The following is a 25,838-nucleotide window of genomic DNA, read 5'->3' on the forward strand; positions in this document are numbered from 1 at the left end:
ATGCAAAAATGAAAAATGGATTATTACAAGTCAATATTGCAAAAATGAAAAATGCAAGTAAAAAACGTAGTTTAAAAGTAGCTTAATTAAATAAAATTAACCTTATTAAAATGAAAAATGTAATAACTAAGTTAAGCCAAAAAAGCTATTATCACTAGTCTTAGTTGTTATTTCATTACCGTTTTACGTAATGTATTGGTTTATTGATGAAAATCATAAAACAAGACAAAAAAAATAAAGTTTTCTTAATAATTTAATGTTTAACTCCAAAAAACTTTTAAAAATGAAAACCTTAAAATTTGGATTATTAACGCTGTTGGCTATCCTCTTTTTGAGTTGCAATCAAGATAAAACAGAAAACAAGAGTGTAGCCTTAAACACTGATAAAGAAAGTATTGAAGGAGTTGTGCCAGAAGCAAAGCATTATTTTACAAAAGCACAATTTCAAGAAGCTTTTGATGCTGAGATTCAACATAATATTAGACTAGGGAGTGATGAATTGATGAAGGATGCTACAGATGTAGTAAATGCCACTAAAAAAGCAATAACATCTATTGCAGATAGCAGTTATGTAGAGGCAAAGAATTCTATTGAATTGGGTATAGGAAAAGCTGAAGCTATAACAGCATTAAATCCAGAATTAGCCTTAGCACCAGTAGACTTTGAAATTGGAACAAATGATTTGATTGCTGATATATCTAGTATTAAGGCGGTAAAGGATTTGGCTGAAGAAGCATTGGATGATGGAAGAATTCAGGAAGCTGCACAACTCCTAGACGGATTAAAAAGTGAAATCGAAATTAAAACATACAGTCTTCCTATAGCTACATACCGAATAGCCTTAAAGCAAGCCTTAGTATTAGCAAAAGAAAAGAAGTATAAAGAAGCAAGTACATTCTTGAATGCTACCTTAAATACTATTGTAGTTGAAAAAAAACGTATCCCTTTGCCACTGATCAGAGCAGAACATATTCTTAAGAAATTGGATGAAACCGTTCAAGAAAAGGATTTTGATCAGAAACTTGCAAAACAATTATTGGAGAATGCCTCTTATGAGTTAAAATTTGCTGAGGCGCTAGGATACGGTAAGAAAGATAAGGAATTTAAAGAACTTAATAATGCGGTAAAAGAAATTAGTAAAGTGGTAAAGAATACCTCTAACACTGACGAAAAAGGATTACTCCAAAAATTAAGAGCAAAACTAAGTGAGTTCAAAGAGCGTATATCATAAGGTGCTTATGATGTTTAAGTTGGACAATGACGAAGGGCAATCCAGTGATAAATGACTGCCCTTCTTTAAAAATTAAAAAAAGATGTCTCGAAAATTTAAAGCAGGAGATTGGGTTAGAGTAAAAGGAAATAATGCAACTCATAAGATGGAGATACTAAAATATACTTCAAAAAAAGAACCCGTCTTCGGTTATGTAGATAACGATACCTATGTGGAATGTGTATGGTATAGTGATGGGGAACGAAAATCCCAAGTTTTCCATCAAAATCGACTAATTAAATTGCAAGAAACTGGGGGATTGTATAAAGTCTAAAATTTATAAGAGTTGAACCAAATAGTAAAAAAATGAAATCATACATAGCAATTTTAATGACAATACTTCTGAGCTTAATCAGTTGTCAGAGTAAAGACAAAGAAGTTAATACTGTTTCCAAAGAAGCAGACAAAAAAGAAGAACCAAAGGGAATATGGAAAGTAGATAAAGAATTTGATGAAAACGGAAATTTGATTCGCTATGATAGTATTTATTCATGGTCATCAAATGATACATTAAATGACTTAACTACTATGGATAAGGATAGTTTATTAAGCAATTTTGAGTCGAAGTTCTACCAACGGTTCTCCACTTTCAAAGATCAAGGTTTTGGAGATCTTTTTGGGCAAGATTCGCTCTTCGGAAATCATTTTTTCAATGATGATTTTTTTGAAAGTGATTTTGGAATGGACTTTATGGAATTAGATAAATTTCACAAACGAATGATGGACAGACAGAAAAAGTTCTTAGAAAAATATCGTTCAGATTTCAATAACAAAGAAAAAGATAGTATATAAATACATAAGATAAATAAAGTACAAAAAAGATGAAAAAGTCAGTTTTTATTTCGGCAATTATATCATTAGTTATTAGTTTCGGGGTAATTGGAGGCTATCACTATTTTGGAAAACAGGAAGTAGCCATAAAACACATTAATGCAGCAAGAGCTCATAAAGTTTTATATGCGGCTAATGCAGAAGGTGAAATTACACCATTGGATTTTACAAAAACAACGGAAAAGGTTTTAGATGCCGTGGTACACATTTCAGCAAAGAAAATGATGCCAGCAGGAAGTAATCAAATGTTTCAGTACCGAGAACTTCCTGATCCATTTCGTGAGTTTTTTGGTCAGAGTCCATTTGGACAATTTTTTGGAGAAAAATATCATAACAATCTACCACAACAACCTTATAACTCTGAAAAAAAACAGATGCTAAAGGAAATGCCTATCGTAGGAACAGGTTCTGGTGTTATAGTCAATGAAAAGGGATACATTCTAACCAATAATCATGTAATTGATAATGCAGATGAAATTGAAGTAACTTTGCACAATAACGATACTTATAAAGCTACAATTGTTGGAACCGATCCATCAACCGATCTTGCATTACTTCAAATCAAGAAAGATAATCTAAAAGCGCTATCATTTGTTAATTCTGATGATGTAGAAGTCGGCGAATGGGTACTAGCTGTAGGTAATCCTTTTAGCTTAAACTCAACTGTAACCGCAGGTATAGTTAGTGCTAAGGCAAGAAATATTAATGTAAATCAAGATAAGTTTGCCGTTGAAAGCTTTATCCAAACAGATGCAGCTATTAATCCAGGAAACAGTGGTGGTGCTTTAGTTAATCTCAACGGTGATTTAATTGGAATTAATACTGCAATAGCAACTAGAACAGGCACTTATAACGGATATGGATTTGCTGTACCGAGTAACATAGTTAGTAAAGTAGTTGAAGATTTATTAAAATATGGTGCTGTACAGCGTGGTATGTTAGGTGTAAATATTACAACACTTAACAGTAAGTTAGCCAAAGAAAAGGATATAGACTTAACTCAAGGTGTTTTTATAGCATCTGTCAATGATGGTTCAGCAGCAGACAAAGCTGGATTAAAAAACGGAGATGTTATTGTAAAAGTAGATGATCGTGATGTTAAAACTTCTCCAGAGTTACAAGAACTAATTGCTCTTAAAAGACCTGGAGATGCTGTAACCTTGCTGGTAAATCGAAAAGGAAAAGAAAAAGAATATAAGGTAACCTTGCAAAATAGAATTGGAAGCACCAAGTTGAAAAAGAAAGAACATGCCAAAATTCTTAACTTATTAGGTGCAGAGTTAGAAGCCTTAGATGAAAATGAAGCAGAAAAACTAGGTATTAATAGTGGTGTGAAGGTTACCACATTATATGCAGGCAAATTAAAGAAATTCACTCAGCTTCGTGAAGGTTTTATCATTACACATATTGACGGTCAACGTATCAAGAACGTAGAAGATGTTATGAACGCCTTGAAAGACAAAAAAGGAGGTGTAATGTTAGAGGGGATTTATGAAGATATGCCTGGTAAATATTATTATGCCATTGGGTTAAATTCATAACTATTTAATATTCATTAATTTAACTTGAAAGGGGCATGATGCCCCTTTCTTTTAAAATTTAAAAATGATGAAACTAGAAACTTTAATCAATAGTAATTTAGGACTAGTACTCTCTGGAGGTGGAATAAAAGGAATGGTTCATATTGGTATTCTAAAAGCATTGACACAAAGAGATATTTATCCAGATTTTATTTCAGGAGTAAGTGCCGGGGCTCTTGTAGGTGGTCTTTATGCCGACGGAGCAACAGTAGAAGATATGCTCCAATTCTTCAAAGAAACTCCCTTATTAAAGTATAATTTTGTTACTATCAATAAACCAGGGCTATTTGATACTGATAAATACTTAACTTTTTTTGATGAGTTTTTTAATTCCAATCGATTTGAAGGGTTAGAAAAAAAACTGACTATTGTAGCAACTGATTTATTAAAAGGGAAGCCTGTATTTTTTAATTCAGGAGAGTTGTTCCGTCCTCTTTTAGCTTCAGCAGCATTGCCTCCAGTTTTTAGTCCAGTAAGTATTGATGGGCAGATTTATGCGGATGGTGGAATAATGAACAACTTTCCAGTAGAACCTTTGATTGACCATAGTGATATTATAATAGGTTGTTATGCAACCTCTAACAGGGAAATAGGAAAAGGGCAGGTAAAGAATGCATTTCAAATTTCACAAAGGGCAAACCTTTTAATGCTTCATGCAAATGCAATGGACAAACTTTGTGTACCAGATTTACTTTTTGAGCCAAAAGAATTAGGAAAAATAGGCACACTAGATAAGAAAGGTATTGATAAGGCATTTACTATTGGTTATGATTGTGCTAATAGGAAATTAGATGATTGGTTACAAGTGAAGTAAAAACATAATTTTTTTAGATTCTAATGTTTATGGATATGGAAACTCTAGCAATCGGATTATCTTTGATATTACTGATATCAAAAAAGTACCGTTTCAGAGTACCGAAAAGCATAGAAATCGACCCTTTTTTGGACTCCTTATTTTGTAAATTACTGATAATTAGGTGCGATAAAATTAACCAACTACTAGTTGCTAGTTGCTAGTTGCTAGTTTGGTCACTTTGCTTGCGTTTTTCGTTTTTTGAAATTTCAAATTATATTTAATCTATCTTGTCACTCCTTGATCTGATTATATGAAGAATTCAGTCAAGTTACGGTATAAGAATAATAAAATATAAAACCTCGTAAATTGCGGGGTTTCTTCGTGCTATAAATATATGTTGTAAGACTAAATAATCTTCTTAATCACACGTAAGCGATGTGTATGTCTGTTGGTTTCTACATTGAAAATTCCAGAATGGTCAATGCGATCTACACGAACCTTTCCGTGTGCATGAATGATATAATTATTTTCCATAATAATACCTACATGAATAATATTTCCTTCTTCATTGTCAAAAAATGCCAAATCGCCAGGTTCACTTTCTTCAATAAAACTCAGTGCTTCACCTTGTGTCGCTTGTTGAGAAGCATCTCGTAAAAGTTTGTAGCCATTCAACTTATACACCATTTGGGTAAAACCAGAACAATCAATCCCGAAAGGTGTTTTTCCTCCCCACAAATACGGTGCGCCCAAATACATGTACGAAGTTTTAATAATATTTTCTTTGGGAAGAATGCCGCTTACAGTTTCACCGTCATGCTGATGTGAAAGCAATGCCAACGGATTTAAAACTGCACCAATAGGAATAGGCATGAGTTGGGTTTCATCTGAAATAAACTCTACCAAATTAGACGATAAAATTAAATCTTCACTGTCTTTCTGTTTATAGATTTCTTCAGAAACTTCTAAATATTGTTTATTGTCTATCCAACCTTCATATTTATCAAAGGCAATACGGATTCTGCTCCATTTCTTGCGTTGTTCCAGAACTTTAAAATGTTCTCCATACAACACTTGTGATACAAGTTCACTCATATCACTTGGTTCAGCACGAAGCGGAACAATACTCAAATTGCAAATTCCGTATTGCATGTATTTAAAAAAGGATGTTTTTTATTGGAAATTAAGCTCTTTCTAAAACCAATGCAGAAGCACCACCACCACCATTACAAATGGCTGCAGCTCCAATTTTTGCATTATTTTGTTCTAAAACGTTTACTAAGGTAATTAAAATACGTACTCCAGAACAACCCAACGGATGTCCTAAAGAAACGGCTCCACCATTAACGTTTACTTTGTCGTCGGTCAATCCAAGTATTTTCATATTTGCCAAACCAACAACAGAAAAAGCTTCGTTAAACTCAAAATAATCAACCTCATCTAAGCTTACATTAGCTTTTGCTAATGCTTTTGGAAGTGCTTTTGCTGGTGCAGTTGTAAACCATTTTGGTTCGTGAGCAGCATCAGCATATCCTGTAATTGTTGCCAAAGGCGTCAATCCTAACTCAGCAGCTTTTTCGGCACTCATCAATACCATTGCTCCTGCACCATCGTTAATTGTGGAAGCATTAGCGGCAGTCACGGTACCGTCTTTTGTAAATGCAGGACGTAATGCAGGAATCTTTTCCATCTTTACGTTTTTATATTCTTCGTCTTCACTTACAATGATAGGTTCTCCTCGTCGTTGTGGAACTTCAACAGGAACCACTTCTTTTGCAAACTTTCCTTCTGCCCAAGCTTTCGCCGAACGTTCGTATGATTGAATGGCAAAGGCATCTTGATCTTCTCTTGAAAATTCATATTCTGTAGCACATGCATCCGCACAAACGCCCATCGCAACATTATCGTACACATCTACCAAACCATCTTTTTGCATTCCATCTTCCATAGTGGCAGGACCAAATTTCGTAGCCTTTCTAGCGTGATAGTAATGTGGAATTAAACTCATATTTTCCATTCCTCCAGCAACTACAATATCAGCATCACCTAAAGCAATTGCTTGTGTAGCTTGCATTACGGCTTTCATTCCTGAGGCACAAACTTTATTAATAGTAGTACATGGAACCGTATCTGGAATTCCAGCAAAAATTGCGGCTTGTCTTGCAGGCGCTTGTCCCGTTCCAGCTTGTACAACATTTCCCATAATCACTTCTTGTACGTGTTCTGGAGCTAAATTTATTTGTGCCAAAGCACCTTTAATAGCGGTAGCTCCTAACTTTGGAGCTGGTATAGTGGATAATGCACCTAAAAAACTTCCTATCGGAGTTCTTGCAGCTGCAACAATAACAACTTTTTTACTCATAATTTTTGCTTATAATTTACTCGATAATCGAGATTTAAATGATTCGACGCTTGCGACGAAATGTTTTTATTATTTTCCTTTAGATACCTTGCAAACTTGCTTCAAGGTAGTTGACTGCGAATTTAATTATTTTTTAGAAGATATCCGTATAAATTATCAATTTAAGCAATGAACTCATCTTGACTTTTTCTATTTCCTAAAAAACGGCTAAAATTCGCCCATATTTCAGCTATTTTCTTATCCGTAGCGATGCTATGCCTTTTAAAAATAGTTTTATCTGAACAAATTTTAACTCATTTTAGGTTAAAAATAAAAAGTCAAGATGAGTTCAATAATAAGACACGCTTAATTTTATTACTTTTGAATATTAACATATATTCGTTTAATGAAGCAGATCATTACTAAGTTATATCAAAACCAATCGTTTGTGTATAAAATCTTTTTATACATACTCACAACGGTGTTGGTGGTATACCTTTTTCCGAAAGGAGGAAAATTTCAATACGAATTTCAAAAAGGGAAACCTTGGCAATATGAAACACTTATTGCACCTTTTGATTTCCCAATAAACAAAACAAAAGAAGAAATCGAAATTGAAAGAGCTGAAATTACGGCAAAAGCTAAAACATATTATGATTACAATACCGAGGTTGCTGAAGCTGTAAAAAATGATTTTGACGAACAATTTAATGAGTTGTTTAACTACGATAGTCTGGCAGGAACACGTGCTTTTGAAAATTTAAAATACAAAACTAAAAAGCTGCTAAATAGTTTTTACAAAAATGGAATTGTTGATACTGCAGATGATTCTAAAACAGATCAATTGGTCGTTTTGATAAAAGATAATGTAGAGCAAAATGTGAGTTACAATAATTTTATCGAACTGAGTAATATTCAAAAGTATATCAAAGATTTTGTAGCCAAAGAAGCTCTGGAGAATTATGAAACACAGCTATATAATCTTTTTTTTGAAATTGCAGAGACGAATGTAAAAGTCAATCAAGAAATTACCAATAATGTACTTACACAAGAACTAAATACTATTGCGTACACACGCGGAAATGTGCAAGAAGGCATCCGAATTATTGCCAAAGGTGAAGTAGTGGAAGGCGAGAAGCTTGCACAATTAAATTCCCTAAAAAAAGAATACGAATCACAAGTTTGGAACGAGTCAAATTATAATTGGATTGTTTTTGGATACATCATTCTAGTAGCATTAGCATTGCTTATGTTATTATTATTCATTCGAAAATACCGTCCAGATATCTACGAAAACAACAACAAAGTCACTTTTATCTTTATGAATATTGTATTCATGATTGTACTGACGACTTTGGTGGTCAAATACAATGCAAACTATGTGTATGTAGTTCCGTTATGTATTTTACCGCTCATTCTTAAAGCATTCTTTGATGCACGATTGGGGTTATTTGCGCATGTATTAACGGTATTGCTCTTAGGATTTATAGTGCCAAACAGTTCAGAATACATCTTTTTACAAATTATCGCAGGAATCGTAACCATTCTTACCGTTTCTGAGCTATATAAGCGTGCGAATCTCTTTATTTCTGTCGGGCAGATTACTTTGATCTATATCGTAGCGTATTTTGCATTCTACATTACGCATGAAGGTGGAATTAAATTTACGGAAGTATTCAGCGGAAACGAAACAGGGCAAGTACATGTTATTTGGATTTACGTCATGCAATTTATGCTTTGCGGATTGGCAACGCTATTTGTTCAACCGTTAATATATATTTATGAAAAGATTTTCGGACTTGTGTCTGATGTATCTCTGCTAGAACTTTCAGATACCAATTCCAAACTATTGAAACGACTCGCAAATGAAGCACCAGGAACCTTTCATCATTCTTTACAAGTGGCAAATCTGGCGGAAGCCGCAGCAAGTGAAATTGGCGCAAACACAATGTTAGTTAGGGTAGGAGCGTTGTATCACGACATTGGCAAAATGAACAATCCGACATTTTTTATAGAAAATCAGGCAACTTCGGTAAATCCACATGACGAATTGGCTCCAGATGAAAGTGCTGCGATGATTATCGATCATGTTTTGGATGGAATTGAAATTGCAAAAAGTAACAAATTACCAGATAGAATCATTGATTTTATTCGTACGCATCATGGAACTTCAACGGTGTATTATTTTTATCAAAAAGCAAAAGAATTGGATGAAGAAATTGCTATTGAAAAATTCCAATATCCTGGACCGATTCCGTTTTCGAAAGAAACGGCAATCTTAATGATGGCAGATTCGGTAGAAGCTGCTTCCAAAAGTTTAAAAGAGCCCACATCACAAAAAATTGATCAATTTGTTGAGCGGATTATAGATAAGCAAATGGATGAGCAACAATTTATGAATGCAGATATTACGTTAAAAGAAATTGTGACCATCAAAAAAGTATTGAAAAAGAAGTTAAACAACATCTATCATTTACGAATTGAATATCCAGAATAAAAGGTAGTTAATTGAAAATTAAAATATTGTAAAAAAAATAGTGAAAAAAGACTAAAAAAGTAGACAAATAGTTGCGCAATACCAAATGAACAGTTACATTTGCAACCGCAATTTCACAATTGTATAAGTTCTTAATCAAAAAAATATTGGAGAGGTGGCAGAGTGGTAATGCAGCAGCCTGCTAAGCTGTCATCCTTCGGGATGCCCGGGTTCGAATCCCGGTCTCTCCGCTTTTTGGAATTATTTTAAATTATTTCGGGGTGTAGCGTAGCCCGGTTATCGCGCCGCGTTTGGGACGCGGAGGTCGCAGGTTCGAATCCTGCCACCCCGACAAATAATTTAAAAAAATGATTAGGTCGCGTAGCTCAGCTGGATAGAGCATCTGCCTTCTAAGCAGACGGTCACAGGTTCGAATCCTGTCGCGATCACAGGAGCGGACAAATTAACATTTTTGTTTTTTTGTCCGCTTTTATTTTTGTTGAAACTTATTGAAAGTGAGCGCATTAATTCAAATACTGAATTTGCTTTAGTGGTTCGAACTACATCTTTTTTTCGATCATACGTGATTCCATCGGGGAACATGAGTTTTTGAAACTTTTGTTTTTCATTATAATTTCCTAACCTCCAAATATTGTGCAAGTTACAGAGTAATTCTAATGAATTGTCAATGTAAATATCAAGGTTCGAACTATCTAAACTGTTTTTTTGGATTTCTTGTTCAATTCCTTCTTTTTCACCCTTGTATTTCTTAGCATATTTTTGGTATAAACCTCCATCTATTTCTCCGATTACAAAACGTTCTTCGATCTTATTGATGTTTTCTTCAATACCTTTCAAACTATATTTTAAACGTGCTATATTGTCTTCATTCGATGTGTTGAAGTATTCAAACGTATATTTTAACTGAGTTTTTAGTGGAGCAATTAATTTTTCATCAATCTGATATAGATTTAAGATGTCTGTGAACTTATCATGTAGATCATTCGCATTTTTGTTGCATGAACAGCCTACAGTTTTACATTTGTAATAGTAGATATTCTTTTTCTTTACTAAATATCCTGTCAATGGACTTTTACAAGCTTCACATTTAGTAAATACTTTTAAAGGTAAATTCTCATTTGCTTTGTTGTGTTTTGATTTATGATTCTTTGCTTCTTGGATTCCATGAACTTTTAGGAATAACGCTTTCGATACAATTGGTTTGTGTTTTCCTTCTACTACTTGATCGTTTAATAAACTGTGAGAAATCAATCCACAATACACTACATTGCGAAATACATCTGTCAAGCGTTGACGATATATTTTAAGTCCATATTTCTCTAATCTTTTCGCAATTTCTGCATTAGATAAGTCTTCGTTTGCTTTCCACTCAAAAGCTTTGCGAATTAAAGACGCTTTATCACTAGGAACAATGATAGGAATGTTCTTTTCATCTCTTGTATTCTTGTAACCAATTGGTGCAGTTCCCATCCAATAACCATTCAATAAGCGATGACGCATTCCTGTAATAGTTTTATCGCGTCGTTGGTCATTATCATATTTACTAAATAATAGGTTTAGATTTTGATAAAAACGCCCTGTGGAAGTTTGCGTATCTGCGGGTTGAGTAACTGCAACTAAATTGATTCCAATACGACGTATTTTAGCAAGTGTATGAATGGCACTTTCTCCTGCTCTTGAAAAACGATCTGTACTGTACACAATAATATTGGCTATCTTTTTCTTCTTCACAAACGTTAGCATACGTTGAAACTCTTTACGATCATCTGTTTTGGCACTTTCATTTGTTCCACCAAAATAACCGCAAACTTCCATACCGTTTTTATCTGCATATTCGCTACAATATTTTAACTGACTTTCTAAACTTGTATTATCTCGCTGTTTTATATCTGAAACTCTTGTGTAGATAACCGCTTTATTATTGCGGATGGTTTGGTGCTTACTTCGCTTTGCGAAACTTTGAAATTGATTCAGATGTTGCATGACTTGAAACGATGTTATGAGTTAATAATGAAAGTTCTTTTAATGTCTGTATAATGTGCTGAGCTTCGTCAATAGATACATCAGCAAAACCCTCGAAGCTTTTTAATTCTTCAACGGTAATTGTTTTTAATGTTTGTATGTCTTTTACATGTTTCACTAAAAGGAACTATCTTACACAGTTTTGTAATTGTAAGACCGTAGCAATGAGTAATTCTCTTTTTGATATATGTAAAATTTGTTGAAATCATAGATTTCAATATTACAAAGAATTGAAACCTATTCAAACTGTTTTTAGTTAATTAACAGTTAAAATCCTACAATTTTAAAATCTTGAGAATTATAGCATTCTTACATCATTATTGCTATTGTCATTTTATTTTTAAAACTTCTTATATTTTCCATAAAGGTTATTAGAAAAAAAATAGTGTTTGCACGATTCTGAATGATTGTGTACAATTCTGAACGATTCGATAGCATTCTCACTCTTTTTCTAATGGAAACAAATTTTATAAAAAAATAAATTTGTTTGGTCGGATTGTGACGGATTAGGTCGGATTAGGTCGGATAAAGACGGGTATTTTTTGAATTTTAGAAGAAAAAAAGTAAGAAGTTAGGATAATTACTAGGTAATTTTTATAACATAGTTAATCATTTTTATATAAAATGAACATTATAAAACTCTTTTGAATTTATGAGATTGATAAAAAAATAGAATTTTTTGATTCTCCATAAAAACAATTCTTTACTAAAAACTATACAAATTTTACAGACTTACTACATTACCATTGTAAATATTTTATTACTTTTGTTATACTTCCCTTAAACTTAAATATCATTTTTATAACTATTCTCGAAATTTTTAGTTGGAATAGTAAATCAAAAAAAAGATTATAGTAATTTTCTTATTGAATTTTAATTAGAAAACCTATAATCATGAAGAAGTTAATCGCAATTTTAGCATGCATGTCAGTATTTGCATGTACACCAACAAGTGTAGACAATGAAACAGAACATTTCGGAATCGACAAAGACAAAGTCGAGACACCAACTACAAAAGGAAATTAAGAAAACAACTAAAGTTTTTACTTATGAATTTTTGGGTAATATGCTTATCATTTTGAGTGGTGTATTGCCCTTTATTCATGTAATTATTCCAGATGAGCCATTGGAAGATAAGTTTTTTGGATATACAAGTGTGCATCGTTTTTTATATTCAGCAGGAACTCATGGAAGTTTATTATTTACTGCACTTGGAGTTTTTATAATTATATATGTGTTAGGAAAAAAGAATGATCCAAAAATTACTTTCAGGCATTTAAAATTAAGTTTACTATCGCCATTAATGTCTTCAATATTTTTTATTAGTTGGGTTTTTATTCCTAATGTAGATTATAACCTTTTAGCTTATACCTTTTTTGGAATATTAGTTATACTTGTTAGTATGTTAGTTTTGAATAAAGTCAAAGGTTATTTAAAGTATCTCAGGCAAATTCATGACTATAAAGAAATGCTCTTAAATGAAGGCTTAGAATTTGTAAATCATAAAATCGATTCAAAGCTGTGAAAAAGAACAAAAGGTTAGCATTACGTATCAGTAAGTTCAAACAGGAACTACAAAAATATAAAGCAGGAAATTTATCTGATGAACAATTCAGTCAATTACTATTAAGTGAAATTGATTTTATAAAAAAAGGTGTGATTGATATTTATGAAGCTGAATTAAAAAAAGATGAAAAGCAAATACAGATTTTAAAGTCTATCAAACACAAGATCACTCACAATATTATTTTAGAACAACAAGAAAAAGAACTTCTCCTAACTATTATCGGATAACTTTTTTATATCTTCTTTCAGTTTATTTATATAAAGTTCTGAAGCAGCTTTTTCAATGATAACCTTTATAATTTCATTGTTAAGTAATCTGTCTTTATGTTTCGCAAAATATATCGCAAATTCATCATCCGAAATTCTAGAGAATACGTCATCTACTTCATTTGTAATTACATCATTTGGTGCTAAAAACATACTTCCTTTACCCTGCAACAACCATTCTTCATTTAAATTCGGAATTTCTTTTTTGATACTGTAAAGAATAGAATCACTAATGGGTTTACGTCCTGTAATCATCATGGAAATATAATTTGCGTTCACATCTATCTTGGTTGCAAATGATTTATTTGAATCATTATTTGCAATTATTAACTCCTTAAAACGCTTTCCAATTTCTGACATAACAAAAAAACAAACAACTTTTGTTGTTAAAATATAACTTTATTTATATATTTGATTGATATTTACTTTTAAATAGTATTACTAAAGTTATTTTTATGATAAGGTTAGTTAAAATTCAAAAAACTAAAGACTGCGGTAATACTATTTTGATGTAAAAACTATTAAAAGTTTCAATATAGTAAAAAACTAAAATAATACATGCTTTCATCGTGTATTAAATACATGAATATTCCCCTAAAATCAAGGGAAGATTCCTCTTACATAGTTGATTTTTTTCATGGTTCTTTGTGGTTGAGTATGTATAGTGTTTCCCTATTCCTTAAAACTGTATTGCAAATCAATTTTAAGAATGGGCGTAGCCGAAAACCCTTTAAGAGTAGGCATAATCTAAATAACCTAATAAATATGAAAAAGCATCTTTTTATTTTCATAATGTTGCTATGTTTATTCTCTTGTAGTAATGATGAATTTGGAGTTTCAGAACAAATGCAAAATCCCGTTTCCAAAAATTTGAAAGTTCAGTACAAAAGAGGAAATGATGTTTCTATCTCTGCTATTAATTTTATTAAGAATAGAACAAACAACACCTTTACGGTAAGTACTAAAAAAGGGAGCATCAAATTAAATAATTCACAATCTTTTTTAAAAAATGATGAACTAGGAACAGTAGATACTTCAAAAGAAATTGTGGTTGTAAATGAAACAAATACAAAACATACATTTAAAGTAATTACACCTAATGAATCTTTACATACAATTACAAACCTTGTTATTGTGGAAAAGGCAGAAGGTAGTTACGAGTATTTCTTAAAATATACCTTTTCAGGAGAATTTCCGATAAATGAAGAAACTGGAGCAATAGATATTTCAAAATTTAATGGAACAATCGAAACCTTTAATGCTAGTGGTAATTTAATAGGTTCTATAACAATTGAAAACGGGACAATAACTAGCGATCAGGGGCAGCTTTCACCTTGTCCCGATGATAATCAAGAACCAAATGACAATGGCGACACAAATACTGGTTCAAGTTCAAGCGGTTCAGATAGTAGTACAGGAATCCCAAATGACAATACAAATGAAGATCCTGTAAACGTTGGTAATGGAGATCCAGATAGTAGTGCTCAATATACAGATTCCAATGGAGATTGTGGGCTAACATTTAGCTATGAGCGATGTGGTTGTGGTGGAGATGCTAATGGTCATCCACCACAAGGAGTAGAATGCTGTCAGGGAAGTCCATTGATAATAAGAGATTGTAACGGAAATATTCTAGCGCAAAGAAATTCAGATGTATCAACAACGATGTTTAAAAGAAATGTTTTTGATCCATGCAATGATGGTGATACTGGTGTTATACTAAATAGTATTACTGATATTGAAGGAATGGATGATGAATTAATTAATTGGCTAGTTGAAAATCCTGACATCAGGATAGAACTAGAAGTACTTTACAATCAAGAGATTAATAATCCGTTTGTAGATTCTTTTATACTAGAGCTTATAAGAATGTTAAAAGATGAGGTTAATGTTGAGTTAAAAGTGATTAAATTTATAATAGCAGCTTTTAGAAGCGATAAAATAGATAATGATTTAGATACAGATTTCTTGACTACAGTACTACCTCAGTTAGATATTTCAGTAAATGATGGTTCAGATTATTCAATAGGCAATCATGATTTAATAATAAATTACTTCACGATAAAATGTGCAGTATTAAGATATAATCATCCTGATTGGTCAGACATTTGTATCTATTATGAAACTTCAAAAGAAGTTTTACACATTACATTAGATGTATTTGGATTAGTCCCAATCATTGGAGAAGTTGCCGATTTAACGAACGGAGTGTTATATACTATTGAAGGAGATGGAGTTAATGCTTCTTTAAGTTATGCAAGTGCTTTCCCACTTGTTGGGTGGGCTACAGCAGGAACTAAAATGGGGTTAAAAGTTGTCAATGCAGCTTTTGATATGAATACTCGAGTTAAGTTAGTTTGGAAAATAACTAATGAAGGAATAATTCAATTTGGAAGAAGATCACAACTTAGAAAAGTTTTAGGGCTAGCTGTAGGTGACGCAAGACAAGCACATCATCTAATTCCTTGGGCGAACAGAAGCCATGAAGTAGTACAACTTGCGTCAAAATCAGGCAGTGCTTTTCATATGAATGAAGCATTAAATGGAATAGCAGTTGCTGCATGGAGAAATCAACCAAATCATAATATTTATAATGCTAGAGTGAGAAACAAATTAGATGAAATTCTTTCTACAAACCCTAATGTAGACGAAGCTTACCAAAAAGTTTATGAGCTTGTTGAACAGATTAGAAGTGCAATTATTAATAATCCTAACACTCATTTTAATGATTTAATTTTCTAAATTGTAAAAGAAAAACATTTATAAAATGTACGAAGAAATAAAAAAAAGTATCATAGATTCATTCCCTTTACAATTTAATATTGTAGAGGGAATTATCAAGCACAGTATCGGTTTAAGGATTAGCGTTGATTCAAGAAAAAAAAATAATCAGTCAAAATTTGGTGGATTTCCTAGCATATATAAAAATTCAAAACCTGATTTAAATTCAAATAACGAATTCAAAATGTTATGTGAAATACATTTAGCAGAAATAAAGTTATTTGATAAATATAAACTATTACCAAGTAATGGAATATTGTGTTTTTTTATAAACCCGAATTCAACAAGATTTGAATTTAACGATTACAAAGTTATTTATTCAGAAACTTCAACTGACAAGATTTTGATATCAGAAATTAAATTTTCCAATGCTGTTTTTACTGAGAATAGTCTAGTTTTTTTTGAACATTATACCTTTCCAAGTTATCAAGAAAAAGCAAGATTAGAAATAGAAGACACAATAGATGATGACGTTATTGAATCAATTTATGAAGAAATTTGTGAAATCACAGAGCAGACATTAGAAATAGGGCATCAAATTTTAGGAGAACCGCAAGCAACCCAAGGAACGGTTAAATATTGGTGGGCATTGAAATATTTGGGTTATGACAAATATGATGAACTAAATGTAAGTCAACAACAAGAAATTTCAACTATTCAAGATGATTTTGTTTTGATTTTACAAATAGATCTGGAAGATGAAAATATATCTTTTACAAATTTTGAAACAGGAGTTTTATACTTTGGAATCACAAAAAATGATTTGAAAAATAAAGCTTTTGAAAAAGTTGTTTTAGTCTACCAATCTAGTTAAAAGAAAAAATATGCGAAACATTATACTCATACTAATCTTAATTACTTTCAGTTGTCAGCCTAATGTGAAAACAGATAAAAATTTGATAGAGGATATTTTGATTTTGGAAGTTCCTTTTGAAAAACAACTAGAAGTTTTAGAGTCGTTAGGATATAAATTAAACGGAGAAGTAACCGAAGATGAGATGCTAAAGGGGTTACAATCTTTCGTTGAATATGATTTAAGAGATGATATAAAAAAGAGCATTAAAGAAAACCCTTATGAGATACTGTATTATGGAATGGGACTAAGAAAATATGATGAAGAAAAAAAAGAAATAATTCCATACACGAATAAATGCATTTGGTATGATTTAGAATTTATTGATCAAAGTAGTGAGTACATTACATTAATGAAGCGAATGGGAGAAATTACAGAAGGAGAATTATCTTTTACTGATATGAGTTTAAGTATTGATAAAGACAATTTTGAATGGCTGAGTTTTAAAGTCAATGGAATTAAAAAGGAATGGAAATTAGAAAAAGTGAACTACATAGCTGATTCATTTTTTTCTCAATTTACGTATTTAACAAATGAACTAAAAACCAAAGGAAAGTATACATATTTTGATAATGGTTCTCAGCAATTCGTAATCGATTACGCAACACCACAAGAACAAAAAGAATTCAATCAAAAAACTGGCTTACAACGCGAATGGTTAACAAGCGGAAAACATTTTTCTGAACCTAAAACTGATTAAAAATGATAAAGCAAACTATATTCTTAAAAATCGTATTGGTTGCACTTGCTGTCTTATTTCTGTATACAAGCATCTATTTTCAGCAAAATACTTCTGAATTAATGTCGTGGAGTTCCTTAAAAATAAAACTTAATAAGTATTCGTATATAGTTCTAATAGCATTCATCACAACCCTCTTATTTTTCCTATTTCAAAGAAGAAAATTACAATGATTAAAGCTAAATATTAAAAAAAACACGTCGTGAACAATAACTTTTTTTATATCCTTACTTGCACTTTACCGAATACGAGTGTAATAATTCAAGACGTGTTTTATGTAGGATTTAAGGCAAATCCTGCTGTTTAGGGCAAAGCGGTTCTTTCAATTGGTTAGTTAGTCCGCTTTGCTACCTAAACAAAAATAACTAAAAATTATATCTATGAAAAAAATTGATCGTTTCGGTTGGTTCGTTGCGGGTTTTTGTTCCGCAGTAATCATCGAAGTAGTATTTTTTTTAATAGCCTATTATTTTTATTTAAAGTAACAGAATAATTTACCTAAAATCCCTCTATATTATCGTAAAACTAAAATTATTCTGAAAGTGAAAACCTCAATTGTAATGATTGAGGTTTTCTGTTTTGTTGCAGTTTTGTTGCAAACTGTTGCGGGATTTACATTGATTCTTGTTGCAAGTTGTTGCGAGTTTTTATTGGTGTTGTCCTAAAATGAATCCACAGTAAAAAGTAGATTTATGGGTAACAAAAAGAGAAGAATTCGAAAGAACAAAAAAAGATAAATCATTCTTTTCTAATAGATGTAAGCTTTCGGTAAAACCCGTATTGCGAGATCAAAAATGATTTTGTATTCGTGTATTTTAACATATAAGATATTATGTTAAAATAGATCCTAATAAATCTACATCAAATATGGGATACGGGGTGTAGAATGCTTACAATAGACCACCGTATGAGTTATATTTTAGTATAATTGTTTTTCTTATTTTTAATTAGTAATTTACCCCCTTAAATTATACTGCATGCAATCAAAATTACATCACTTATTTGTTTTTTTTTTCTTTCTAAATTTTTCGACAGTACAAGCTCAATTAACACTAACCGAACATATTGTTATTGACGAAACTAACTCTGGAAAACCCAATAAAGTCAAATTTGCTGATATTGATGGAGACGGAGATTTAGATTTGATTTCTACTAATAAAAACCCTCTAGAATTGGTTTGGTTTGAAAATTTGGATGGTACTGGCAATTATTCCGAAAAACATTTTGTAGGGGCTGTTGGTTTTAATTCATCGGTTTATCCTGGCGATATAGATAATGACGGAGATATTGATCTCGTTACTGCGTCAAATATTTCTTCTCCTGTTAAAATTCAAGCTTTTATAAATCTAGATGGATTGGGTACGTTTAGTGCGCCAATTTTGATTCAAGATATCAGTTCAGATCCTTCAAGAGATGTTTATTTAGCTGATATAGATGGAGATAATGATTTAGATGTAATTACTGCTTATGGAAGTGGCGGTATCGCATGGATTGAAAATCTGGGTAATAATACATTTTCTTCAGGTTTAAATCAATTTTCTTTGGGTTTTTATGGGGTAGATAAGATCGTCGCTGCTGATATAGATAATGATGGTGATATGGACATTATTGGCTCTAGAGAAACAGATAATAGAATTGCTTGGTTTGAAAATTATGATGGTCAAGGGAGTTTTGGATATAACAATCCGCAATACATTCATACTGGACCAGGCTCGTCACAAAATAAAGCAGATTTTTGTGTTATTGATGTAGATGGAGATACGTATAAAGATCTAGTGATTAGTTCTTCCACTCAAAATAAAATTTCATGGTATAAAAATTTGGATGGTCAAGGAAATTTCGGCAATGAAATTGTCATTAATTCTACACTTCTAGGAATTTCATCTTTTTATTGTGGAGATATTGATAATGATGGAGATATTGATATTGCTGGAATAAGAAGAGTGTATAACGACGTATTTTGGATTCGCAATCTAGATGGATTAGGTAATTTTTCAGATACGAACGAAGTTCACACACAAACTTTATACCCTAAACAACCTTTACTGGCAGATCTTAATATGGATAATTCGCTAGATATCGTTTTTATATCTGATGCATCAAACCAGATTGTATGGATGAAGAATCAAAACAGCACAGGAAATTTTGTAACACCTACGAACCTTTATTATAGTATTGACGAACCTGAATATGCCAACGCTCATGATCTGGATGGGGATAATGATTTAGATATTTTGGTGTGCTCGTATGATGACGGAAAGATTTCTTGGTTTGAAAACTTGGACGGAACTGGGAATTTCGGAGCTCAAAAAATCATTACTTCCATTGCTGAGAATTTAACATATCTGGCTGTAGGCGATTTAGATTCTGATGGTGATTTAGACATTGTTTCTATCACTACATTTACTGGTAGTCGCGTTTCTTGGTATGAAAATTTAGATGGTCTTGGAAATTTCGGAGAAGAAAATATTATTTCAACCAGTATTGTTAATGGCTCAGCTGTATTAGTGGCTGATTTGGATAATGACAATGACTTAGATGTGATTTCTGCATCTAATGATGATGATAAAATCGCATGGTATGAAAATTTAGATGGCTTAGGAAATTTTGGAACTCAGAATATAATTACAAATTTTGCAGGTGGGGTTACTTCTATTTCTTTAGGAGATTTTGATAATGACGGTCTTATTGATATTGCCTCTTGTGAAGCACAAGATAAAGATATAATGTGGTATAAGAATAATAACAACGCTACCACTTGGAATGCATTTGGAATATATTTAAGTAATAGTAGTGGTAGTGCAATTGGCAGTTTTATTCATACAGAAGACATGAATAATGACGGCTATGATGATGTCTTAACTGCGAGTAATTTGCTTGGTGCTAATCTTTTTGCTAACAATCAAAATCAAGTGTTTTTAGGAAGCTATCTGAATTTTCCAATTGATGAAAATAATACTATTTGTGCAACCGATCTAGATAGTGATGGAGATCAGGATATTTTAACACTAGACACATATGGTACTTTGAATGAAGTTGTTTGGTATGAAAACCTAAATCCTTCATCACTGACTTTTGGAAACAAACAAATTATATCGCAAAATTTAGATAGACCAAAAATTGTAAATAGTGCAGATATTAATGGAGATGGAATTGATGATATTATTGCTACTTCTAGATTTCACAAAATTGTTTGGTATGAAAACACTACAAATTTATCAGTTAATAAATTTAATAAAGATAGTTTTGCCTTATATCCTAATCCAGCAAAAAACTTATTAAATATCAAAAGTAAATCTTCTATAAATGATATTACTGTTTTTGATATAAATGGTAGAGTTATAAGTTCTAAAAAACTTTCAAACTTTACTAAAGAATTCCAACTAAATATAAAAGAATTGACTGAAGGAATTTACTTTGTAAAAATTCAAACTTCTTTTGGTACTCAGACTCAAAAACTTATTAAAGGCTAAAAAAACACATTTTTTTCAGTACTAATTAAAAAGCTATTGGTTCTAGAAGCTTATACTTGAGGTTCGTGCGAAATTGGTTCTTCGTAATATTTGGGTGAAGATCAGTCAGTTTGGTAAGTGCACCATCTTGAACTTATATGAAATTTCAGATTCCAGATGGTTTTGTTATCAAAATGCCATTTTCTTAACACTTTTCAGTGCTATTATTTTTCCAGTTTTGTGGCAGTAATCGTGTAGTTTATTGGCTTTGTGTTCAGGAAGTCTTTTAAAAACATCATGCAACCACTCATACGGATTTACATCATTAATTTTACGGGTTGCAAAGAAAGAATACATCATGGTTGCATTTTGGTAATCTTTCGGTAAAACTCGTATTGCGAGATCAAAAATGATTTTGTATTCGTGTATTTTACATAAAGATGGTTATGAAAATTTGTAATCTACTGACAAGAAGAAACCTAGAACTTTATAGTTCTTGGATAGTTGTCTGATTTTAATGTATTCTTTGTGTTTGGAAGGTTTTATTAAGAAAAAGGTATTTTTTTAACAATTTAATCTACTGCTGGATTTTTCCAATTTTGTGGCAGTAATTCTTCTAATTTATTAGCTTTATGCTCTGGTAATCTCTCAAAGACATCATGTAGCCACTTATACGGATTTACATCGTTGATTTTACAAGTAGCAAAGAAAGAATACATCATAGCTGCATTTTGTGCTGCTTTATGAGAGCCTGCGAAGAGGTAATTCTTGCGCCCAAGTGCCAAGGGTCTAATTGCATTTTCTATTAGGTTGTTATTAATCAGATACTTTCCATCTTGTGTGTAAGCGCTTAGCTTATCCCACAAGTTTAAACTATACGCAAAAGCTTTTCCAATGGCACTTTTAGGCAGTACTTTAGGATACTCTTGTTGCATCCAAACATGTAGTTTTTTTAAAATTGGCTTTGCATATAATTCTCTGTAACGCTTTATGGTCTGCGTGTTTAGAGAACGCTCTTTTATTTTTCGCTCTATGGCATATAGTTGTTGGATTTGCTCCATAGCATAGCTGGCTCTTGATTTATCATTATCAAGTGCTTTTTCAAAATAGCGTCTAGCATGTGCCATACAGGCTAAGAGTTTTATGGGATGTTTGGTACTTAGATTTTGGTACGCTTTATAGCCATCTGTTTGTAATGTTCCGCTAAATTGTTGTAAAAAATCTTTTGGAACTTTAGCAGACCTACTAGAATCATACTTAAATAATACCAACCCATCTACAGGTGCATGGAATACCCAATGATATCCTGTATGCAAACTTCCTTTTTTATGATTGTCTTGAACTTTAATGGGACTTTCATCTGCTTGCAGATACTGACTCTGTAGTATTAATTTTTGAAGCACTTCATATAGAACTCCCAACTGTATTACTCCTTTAGAAAACCAGCCTGTCATCGAAGACATTGCTACAACAACGCCTTCTCGTTTTAAAATTTGTATTTGTCGATAAAAAGGAGTGTGATCCACGAACTTACTGACACAAATATGGGCTAATAATCCAGCTCCAACATTGGATTTTGGTAAAATCAGACTTGGAAGTGCGGCAATAGCAATTCCTGCTTGGTTTGGTAACGCATATTTTGGACGAATAATTCTACGAACATATACTTTTGATGGCTTGTATTCTAATATTTCTGTAATTTCTTCGCCTATTTTAATACTACCATCTACAATATTTTTTGGTTCAATAATTTCTTCAACTCTTGGTAAATGCGAAGCTAATGGTAAGCGTACTGGGTGTTTTTTAGTTTTTGATCGATGATAACTAATCTGTGTTTGTTCAGACTCATTAGTAACTTTAGACGCTTCTGTGAATAATCCTAATTGAAGTGCATCTGTGTTAGGAACAAACCGTTCACTTTTACTACCAAAGATAAGCCGCTTTAACTCTGCTAACTCTCGCTTTAACTGTTCATATTGCGAGCGTTTCACATAAAGATATTCTGTAGAAGATTCCTTGGTTATTGGCATACTTAAAAATAAGTATTTATCTTCTAACTAACAATATTTTTTACACATTATATCGCTAATTCATATCGTTTTTTACGGTCTATATTTGTAATGGCGATACCATCTATTAACAACACCAATTGGGAATAACTCAAAGACAGGCTTTGCACATTAGCATCATACACAGGAAGATCAAAACGACCAGACTCTAAGCGTTTGTAATACAAGACAAAACTTCCGTTTTGCCATTGCAATAGCTTCACTTTATTACGATACCTGTTTACGAAAATATAAACAGTACCATTTACAGGGGAACTCGCTAACTCCTGTTTAATCAATCCGCATAAGCCGTCAAAACTTTTACGCATATCTGCGGGTTGACTATACAACTCAAAACGATGGGAAATGCCTAGTCCAAACATGAAAGTATATTTATTAAGTTTCGTAATTCATTAGTAGCGATAGCCGAATTCAAACGAAGAGAAACCCCATTGGGATACTGAATCTCAATAGGCGAAGAAATAGAGGATTCTGAAATGACCTCTAAAGAGATAAAATTGGATGCTTTAGATAAAGAATCTTCCTTTTTTGAAGTAGCAATAGATTGATCTAGCTTGTATTTTGCAAGCCAATATCTATAAGCACCATAATTCATCTCATGTCTTTTACAATAGCTGTAGGGCTTCTCTCCACTTGAAAGACAAGCGGTAATAAAAGCATACATTTCTTGTTTTTTTAATTCCTTCTCAATCATGCAACAAACTTAAAAACCTTTTCTGAAATATGAAATACGCAGTTTGCCGAATGCTTACTAATAGATGCGGCAACCATGAAAATAATCTACCTAGAAATAGTGAGAGCAACCAAGAGTTGGAAAAAACCAATAAAACAAAGGGGAATGATTATCAATCAATTCTTGATTCTTTATAAAGATAGAATGCAGATGTAGGAAGAAGTAGAAAGTTAAGATTAAGTTTGGACGAGGCTATTCTAATATAAAAGACTTCGTCTTAAATTCTTAATTTTCCTAAGTGTCATTTTATCGACATAATGTGCATTTTATCGATATTCACTTTTGAATTAACACTTTTCATTGTAAAAATTTTTTGAAGTAATGTTACTTTGTTAGTAAAAGATTAAAATTATGAAAACTATACTACCATTACTCTTTTTTCTTATTAGTCTGTATTCTTTTGCTCAAACTGGACCAGGAGGAGTGGGAACTAATGATGGAACTTCGAGCCTTGTTAGTTGGTATCGTCCTGATAATGGAATTTCAGTAACAGGATCTTTAATTGATAGTTGGACAAATTCTGCGGGGATTTCTGCTTTAGACATAAGTGAAACAGGAACACAAAGACCTACTTTAATTACAAACGCAGTTAATGGGTATGACGAGGTTAGTTTTAATGGAAGTAATAGATTAAGGACTGGGTTAACGTTAACAACATCTAACTTTGTAACGAATCAAGCATCTTCATTTATAGTTACCAAAGCAGATAATACAACTCAAACGTCATCTGTTTATACTACAGATCCTTTAGTCGGTAGTACTCGTTTTTCTAATCATATTCCGTGGGCAGGAACTGTTTATTATGATATAGGGACATGCTGTGGTAGTTCAGCAAGAATACAAGTTGGTAGTTTAACAGGATTAACCTCATATTCCATTTGGTCTTACGATGCACATCCAAGCTCAGGAAAACAATTGTATAGAAATGAAAGCCTTTTACAAAGTAGAGCGAATACTTCTACCTATAGTTCTCATGCTTCTCAACGCTTTAATTTAGGAGCAAATACTTCAGGTTCAAATGGATTTGCTGGTGATGTTACGGAATTAATTATTTTTAGAACTAAAGTAAATACTGCTCAACGATTAATTATTGATAATTATTTAGCTGCCAAATATGGAGAAACATTATCTGTAAATGATTTATACACCCAAGACGATTCTGGAAATGGAAATTTCGATCACGATGTAGCAGGAATTGGTCAGGCAATGGATGGAACAAACCATACAGATTCACGAGGAACAGGAATTGTACGGATGAATACACCTTCCGCGCTATCTAATGGAGATTTTCTATTTTGGGGAGAAGAAACTAAAGATCCTACCTATGTTTTTTCAAATGACCCTATAAATTACACAGAGCAATTAAGCTCAAAATGGCGTGTAAGTAAAGTAAATGATTTAGGAACGGTTACTGTTGCCTTTGATATTACGGGAATGGATTTATCAGGAAAACAAAGTTGTCAACCATTACAATTGGTTGTTGATAATGATAGTGATTTTAGTTCTCCTGTTGTATATGATTTAACAATAGTTGGAACAACAGCAATAGCAACAGGAGTTTCGTTTACAGATGGAGATTATTTTACACTTCGTTACTTAGATCAGATCGTTTGGAATGGAACTTCTTTTTTCAATGGCTCAGGAACAGCCAATGCGCCTGATAACACAGATGAATGTTTGAAATTTACAGTAAAATCAGGAGCTACAGGTACACTAACATTCGATGCACATGTAAGAGAAGTAGAAGTAGAAAGTGGAGGAACTATTACCGTTTCTGATGATATATTATTAGAAGTAGAAAATCAAATAGAAGTTAATGGAACTATTGATCTTTTAGGAGAAGCTCAATTAATTCAAAACCATACAAGTACAACTTCTAATTCAGGAACAGGAGAATTAAGAATACGTCAGCAAGGAACTGTAAATCTTTATAATTATAATTATTGGAGTGCTCCTGTAAACAGAAGTGGAAACTGGCAAATAGGTATTTAGAAGATGCTAATGGAGTTGTAACTTTACTTCAGCTTTTGATGCAAACCCA

General features: G+C 32.2%; 20 protein-coding genes, 3 tRNA genes and 2 pseudogenes. 17 read left to right on the top strand and 8 right to left on the bottom strand.

The genetic code is table 11. The features are described from left to right. The first annotated feature begins 283 nt into the window (after positions 1 to 283). The 4 genes from KAOT1_RS02070 (at position 284) to KAOT1_RS02090 (ending at position 4,495) form a co-directional block, all read left to right on the top strand. A complete protein-coding gene (locus KAOT1_RS02070) occupies positions 284 to 1,231 on the top strand; it encodes a YfdX family protein (protein ID WP_162014328.1) in 948 nt (315 codons plus the stop codon). 345 nt (positions 1,232 to 1,576) lie between these two features. Further along, positions 1,577 to 2,062: a hypothetical protein gene (locus tag KAOT1_RS02080; protein ID WP_007093023.1), complete on the top strand. Its 486-nt coding sequence runs from the start codon at positions 1,577 to 1,579 to the stop codon at positions 2,060 to 2,062. Positions 2,063 to 2,091: 29 nt separating this feature from the next. Further along, a complete protein-coding gene (locus tag KAOT1_RS02085) occupies positions 2,092 to 3,642 on the top strand; it encodes a Do family serine endopeptidase (RefSeq protein ID WP_007093024.1) in 1,551 nt (516 codons plus the stop codon). Between the two features lie 64 nt (positions 3,643 to 3,706). Next, positions 3,707 to 4,495: a patatin-like phospholipase family protein gene (locus KAOT1_RS02090; protein ID WP_238528672.1), complete on the top strand. Its 789-nt coding sequence runs from the start codon at positions 3,707 to 3,709 to the stop codon at positions 4,493 to 4,495. A gap of 387 nt (positions 4,496 to 4,882) precedes the next feature. On the opposite strand, the gene KAOT1_RS02095 is transcribed toward KAOT1_RS02090, so the two are convergent. Together KAOT1_RS02095 and KAOT1_RS02100 are read right to left on the bottom strand one after the other, a co-directional pair. After that, complete coding sequence (locus KAOT1_RS02095; RefSeq protein WP_007093026.1) at positions 4,883 to 5,629, bottom strand: C40 family peptidase; 747 nt, start codon at positions 5,627 to 5,629, stop codon at positions 4,883 to 4,885. A gap of 31 nt (positions 5,630 to 5,660) precedes the next feature. Then, positions 5,661 to 6,839 (bottom strand): acetyl-CoA C-acyltransferase, encoded by a 1,179-nt coding sequence (locus KAOT1_RS02100; RefSeq protein WP_007093027.1) that lies wholly within the window; start codon positions 6,837 to 6,839, stop codon positions 5,661 to 5,663. A 385-nt stretch (positions 6,840 to 7,224) separates the two neighbouring features. Here KAOT1_RS02100 and KAOT1_RS02105 point away from each other — a divergent pair, with 385 nt between their 5' ends. From KAOT1_RS02105 to KAOT1_RS02120, 4 genes are all read left to right on the top strand, one after another. Next, on the top strand, positions 7,225 to 9,315 hold the full coding sequence (locus KAOT1_RS02105) for an HD family phosphohydrolase (RefSeq protein ID WP_007093028.1): 2,091 nt from the start codon (positions 7,225 to 7,227) through the stop codon (positions 9,313 to 9,315). Between the two features lie 148 nt (positions 9,316 to 9,463). Next, positions 9,464 to 9,545: transfer RNA gene (locus KAOT1_RS02110), tRNA-Ser, on the top strand. Positions 9,546 to 9,571: 26 nt separating this feature from the next. Beyond that, positions 9,572 to 9,646 (top strand) — tRNA-Pro (locus KAOT1_RS02115). A 23-nt stretch (positions 9,647 to 9,669) separates the two neighbouring features. Further along, a tRNA-Arg gene (locus KAOT1_RS02120) sits at positions 9,670 to 9,743 on the top strand. Between the two features lie 742 nt (positions 9,744 to 10,485). Here KAOT1_RS02120 and KAOT1_RS23770 read toward each other — a convergent pair. Beyond that, a pseudogene (locus tag KAOT1_RS23770) lies at positions 10,486 to 11,298 on the bottom strand (recombinase family protein); the annotation flags it as partial. A 933-nt stretch (positions 11,299 to 12,231) separates the two neighbouring features. On the opposite strand from KAOT1_RS23770, the gene KAOT1_RS23650 reads away from it, so the two are divergent. From KAOT1_RS23650 to KAOT1_RS02135, 3 genes are read left to right on the top strand one after another with little or no spacing between them, the layout of a single operon-like run. Continuing rightward, the gene (locus KAOT1_RS23650) at positions 12,232 to 12,363 is read left to right on the top strand and encodes a hypothetical protein (protein WP_262494770.1); all 132 of its coding nucleotides are present in this window, start codon (positions 12,232 to 12,234) and stop codon (positions 12,361 to 12,363) included. Positions 12,364 to 12,403: 40 nt separating this feature from the next. Next, positions 12,404 to 12,862: a hypothetical protein gene (locus KAOT1_RS02130; protein WP_238528673.1), complete on the top strand. Its 459-nt coding sequence runs from the start codon at positions 12,404 to 12,406 to the stop codon at positions 12,860 to 12,862. Beyond that, positions 12,859 to 13,131: a hypothetical protein gene (locus tag KAOT1_RS02135; RefSeq protein WP_007093032.1), complete on the top strand. Its 273-nt coding sequence runs from the start codon at positions 12,859 to 12,861 to the stop codon at positions 13,129 to 13,131. Before KAOT1_RS02130 ends, KAOT1_RS02135 begins: the two co-directional genes overlap by 4 nt. On the opposite strand, the gene KAOT1_RS02140 is transcribed toward KAOT1_RS02135, so the two are convergent. After that, the gene (locus KAOT1_RS02140; RefSeq protein ID WP_157559996.1) at positions 13,114 to 13,449 is read right to left on the bottom strand and encodes a hypothetical protein; all 336 of its coding nucleotides are present in this window, start codon (positions 13,447 to 13,449) and stop codon (positions 13,114 to 13,116) included. The genes KAOT1_RS02135 and KAOT1_RS02140 overlap by 18 nt on opposite strands. A 486-nt stretch (positions 13,450 to 13,935) precedes the next feature. On the opposite strand from KAOT1_RS02140, the gene KAOT1_RS02145 reads away from it, so the two are divergent. The 4 genes from KAOT1_RS02145 (at position 13,936) to KAOT1_RS02160 (ending at position 21,016) form a co-directional block, all read left to right on the top strand. Further along, a complete protein-coding gene (locus KAOT1_RS02145; RefSeq protein ID WP_162014329.1) occupies positions 13,936 to 15,912 on the top strand; it encodes an AHH domain-containing protein in 1,977 nt (658 codons plus the stop codon). Positions 15,913 to 15,937: 25 nt separating this feature from the next. Beyond that, positions 15,938 to 16,765, top strand: a complete 828-nt coding sequence (locus tag KAOT1_RS02150; RefSeq protein WP_007093035.1) for a DUF1963 domain-containing protein — start codon at positions 15,938 to 15,940, stop codon at positions 16,763 to 16,765. Positions 16,766 to 16,829: 64 nt separating this feature from the next. Further along, on the top strand, positions 16,830 to 17,504 hold the full coding sequence (locus tag KAOT1_RS02155; RefSeq protein ID WP_157559998.1) for a hypothetical protein: 675 nt from the start codon (positions 16,830 to 16,832) through the stop codon (positions 17,502 to 17,504). Between the two features lie 1,016 nt (positions 17,505 to 18,520). Next, positions 18,521 to 21,016 carry a T9SS type A sorting domain-containing protein gene (locus tag KAOT1_RS02160; protein WP_007093037.1) on the top strand — a complete coding sequence of 832 codons (2,496 nt, stop codon included), beginning with the start codon at positions 18,521 to 18,523 and terminating at the stop codon, positions 21,014 to 21,016. 168 nt (positions 21,017 to 21,184) lie between these two features. On the opposite strand, the gene KAOT1_RS22265 is transcribed toward KAOT1_RS02160, so the two are convergent. The 4 genes from KAOT1_RS22265 to tnpA all read right to left on the bottom strand — a co-directional run bounded on the left by KAOT1_RS22265 (position 21,185) and on the right by tnpA (position 23,758). Further along, positions 21,185 to 21,355, bottom strand: a complete 171-nt coding sequence (locus KAOT1_RS22265) for a transposase domain-containing protein (protein ID WP_083777270.1) — start codon at positions 21,353 to 21,355, stop codon at positions 21,185 to 21,187. Between the two features lie 212 nt (positions 21,356 to 21,567). After that, on the bottom strand, positions 21,568 to 23,025 hold the full coding sequence (gene tnpC / locus KAOT1_RS02165) for an IS66 family transposase (protein ID WP_007093039.1): 1,458 nt from the start codon (positions 23,023 to 23,025) through the stop codon (positions 21,568 to 21,570). A gap of 47 nt (positions 23,026 to 23,072) precedes the next feature. Next, positions 23,073 to 23,426 carry an IS66 family insertion sequence element accessory protein TnpB gene (gene tnpB / locus KAOT1_RS02170; RefSeq protein WP_007093040.1) on the bottom strand — a complete coding sequence of 118 codons (354 nt, stop codon included), beginning with the start codon at positions 23,424 to 23,426 and terminating at the stop codon, positions 23,073 to 23,075. Next, positions 23,414 to 23,758 carry an IS66 family insertion sequence element accessory protein TnpA gene (gene tnpA, locus KAOT1_RS02175; protein WP_007093041.1) on the bottom strand — a complete coding sequence of 115 codons (345 nt, stop codon included), beginning with the start codon at positions 23,756 to 23,758 and terminating at the stop codon, positions 23,414 to 23,416. The genes tnpB and tnpA overlap by 13 nt, the downstream gene beginning before the upstream one ends. A gap of 63 nt (positions 23,759 to 23,821) precedes the next feature. Here tnpA and KAOT1_RS23810 point away from each other — a divergent pair. Together KAOT1_RS23810 and KAOT1_RS02180 are read left to right on the top strand one after the other, a co-directional pair. Beyond that, a pseudogene (locus tag KAOT1_RS23810) lies at positions 23,822 to 23,953 on the top strand (IS256 family transposase); the annotation flags it as partial. A 195-nt stretch (positions 23,954 to 24,148) separates the two neighbouring features. Further along, entirely contained in the window at positions 24,149 to 25,789 is a 1,641-nt protein-coding gene (locus KAOT1_RS02180; protein WP_007093042.1) for a hypothetical protein, read from the top strand. The last annotated feature ends 49 nt before the right edge of the window (positions 25,790 to 25,838 follow it).

Source organism: Kordia algicida OT-1, from assembly GCF_000154725.1.
Taxonomy (GTDB): Bacteria; Bacteroidota; Bacteroidia; order Flavobacteriales; family Flavobacteriaceae; genus Kordia; species Kordia algicida.

What these genes read in the sequence shown, in the direction of transcription:
- KAOT1_RS02070 (WP_162014328.1), top strand. Translation starts at nt 284, where the DNA reads ATGAAAACCTTAAAATTTGGATTATTAACGCTGTTGGCTATCCTCTTT.
- KAOT1_RS02080 (WP_007093023.1), top strand. Translation starts at nt 1,577, where the DNA reads ATGAAATCATACATAGCAATTTTAATGACAATACTTCTGAGCTTAATC.
- KAOT1_RS02085 (WP_007093024.1), top strand. Translation starts at nt 2,092, where the DNA reads ATGAAAAAGTCAGTTTTTATTTCGGCAATTATATCATTAGTTATTAGT.
- KAOT1_RS02090 (WP_238528672.1), top strand. Translation starts at nt 3,707, where the DNA reads ATGATGAAACTAGAAACTTTAATCAATAGTAATTTAGGACTAGTACTC.
- KAOT1_RS02095 (WP_007093026.1), bottom strand. Translation starts at nt 5,629, where the DNA reads ATGCAATACGGAATTTGCAATTTGAGTATTGTTCCGCTTCGTGCTGAA.
- KAOT1_RS02100 (WP_007093027.1), bottom strand. Translation starts at nt 6,839, where the DNA reads ATGAGTAAAAAAGTTGTTATTGTTGCAGCTGCAAGAACTCCGATAGGA.
- KAOT1_RS02105 (WP_007093028.1), top strand. Translation starts at nt 7,225, where the DNA reads ATGAAGCAGATCATTACTAAGTTATATCAAAACCAATCGTTTGTGTAT.
- KAOT1_RS23650 (WP_262494770.1), top strand. Translation starts at nt 12,232, where the DNA reads ATGAAGAAGTTAATCGCAATTTTAGCATGCATGTCAGTATTTGCATGT.
- KAOT1_RS02130 (WP_238528673.1), top strand. Translation starts at nt 12,404, where the DNA reads ATGCTTATCATTTTGAGTGGTGTATTGCCCTTTATTCATGTAATTATT.
- KAOT1_RS02145 (WP_162014329.1), top strand. Translation starts at nt 13,936, where the DNA reads ATGAAAAAGCATCTTTTTATTTTCATAATGTTGCTATGTTTATTCTCT.
- KAOT1_RS02150 (WP_007093035.1), top strand. Translation starts at nt 15,938, where the DNA reads ATGTACGAAGAAATAAAAAAAAGTATCATAGATTCATTCCCTTTACAA.
- KAOT1_RS02160 (WP_007093037.1), top strand. Translation starts at nt 18,521, where the DNA reads ATGCAATCAAAATTACATCACTTATTTGTTTTTTTTTTCTTTCTAAAT.
- KAOT1_RS22265 (WP_083777270.1), bottom strand. Translation starts at nt 21,355, where the DNA reads ATGATGTATTCTTTCTTTGCAACCCGTAAAATTAATGATGTAAATCCG.
- tnpC (WP_007093039.1), bottom strand. Translation starts at nt 23,025, where the DNA reads ATGCCAATAACCAAGGAATCTTCTACAGAATATCTTTATGTGAAACGC.
- tnpB (WP_007093040.1), bottom strand. Translation starts at nt 23,426, where the DNA reads ATGTTTGGACTAGGCATTTCCCATCGTTTTGAGTTGTATAGTCAACCC.
- tnpA (WP_007093041.1), bottom strand. Translation starts at nt 23,758, where the DNA reads ATGATTGAGAAGGAATTAAAAAAACAAGAAATGTATGCTTTTATTACC.
- KAOT1_RS02180 (WP_007093042.1), top strand. Translation starts at nt 24,149, where the DNA reads ATGAAAACTATACTACCATTACTCTTTTTTCTTATTAGTCTGTATTCT.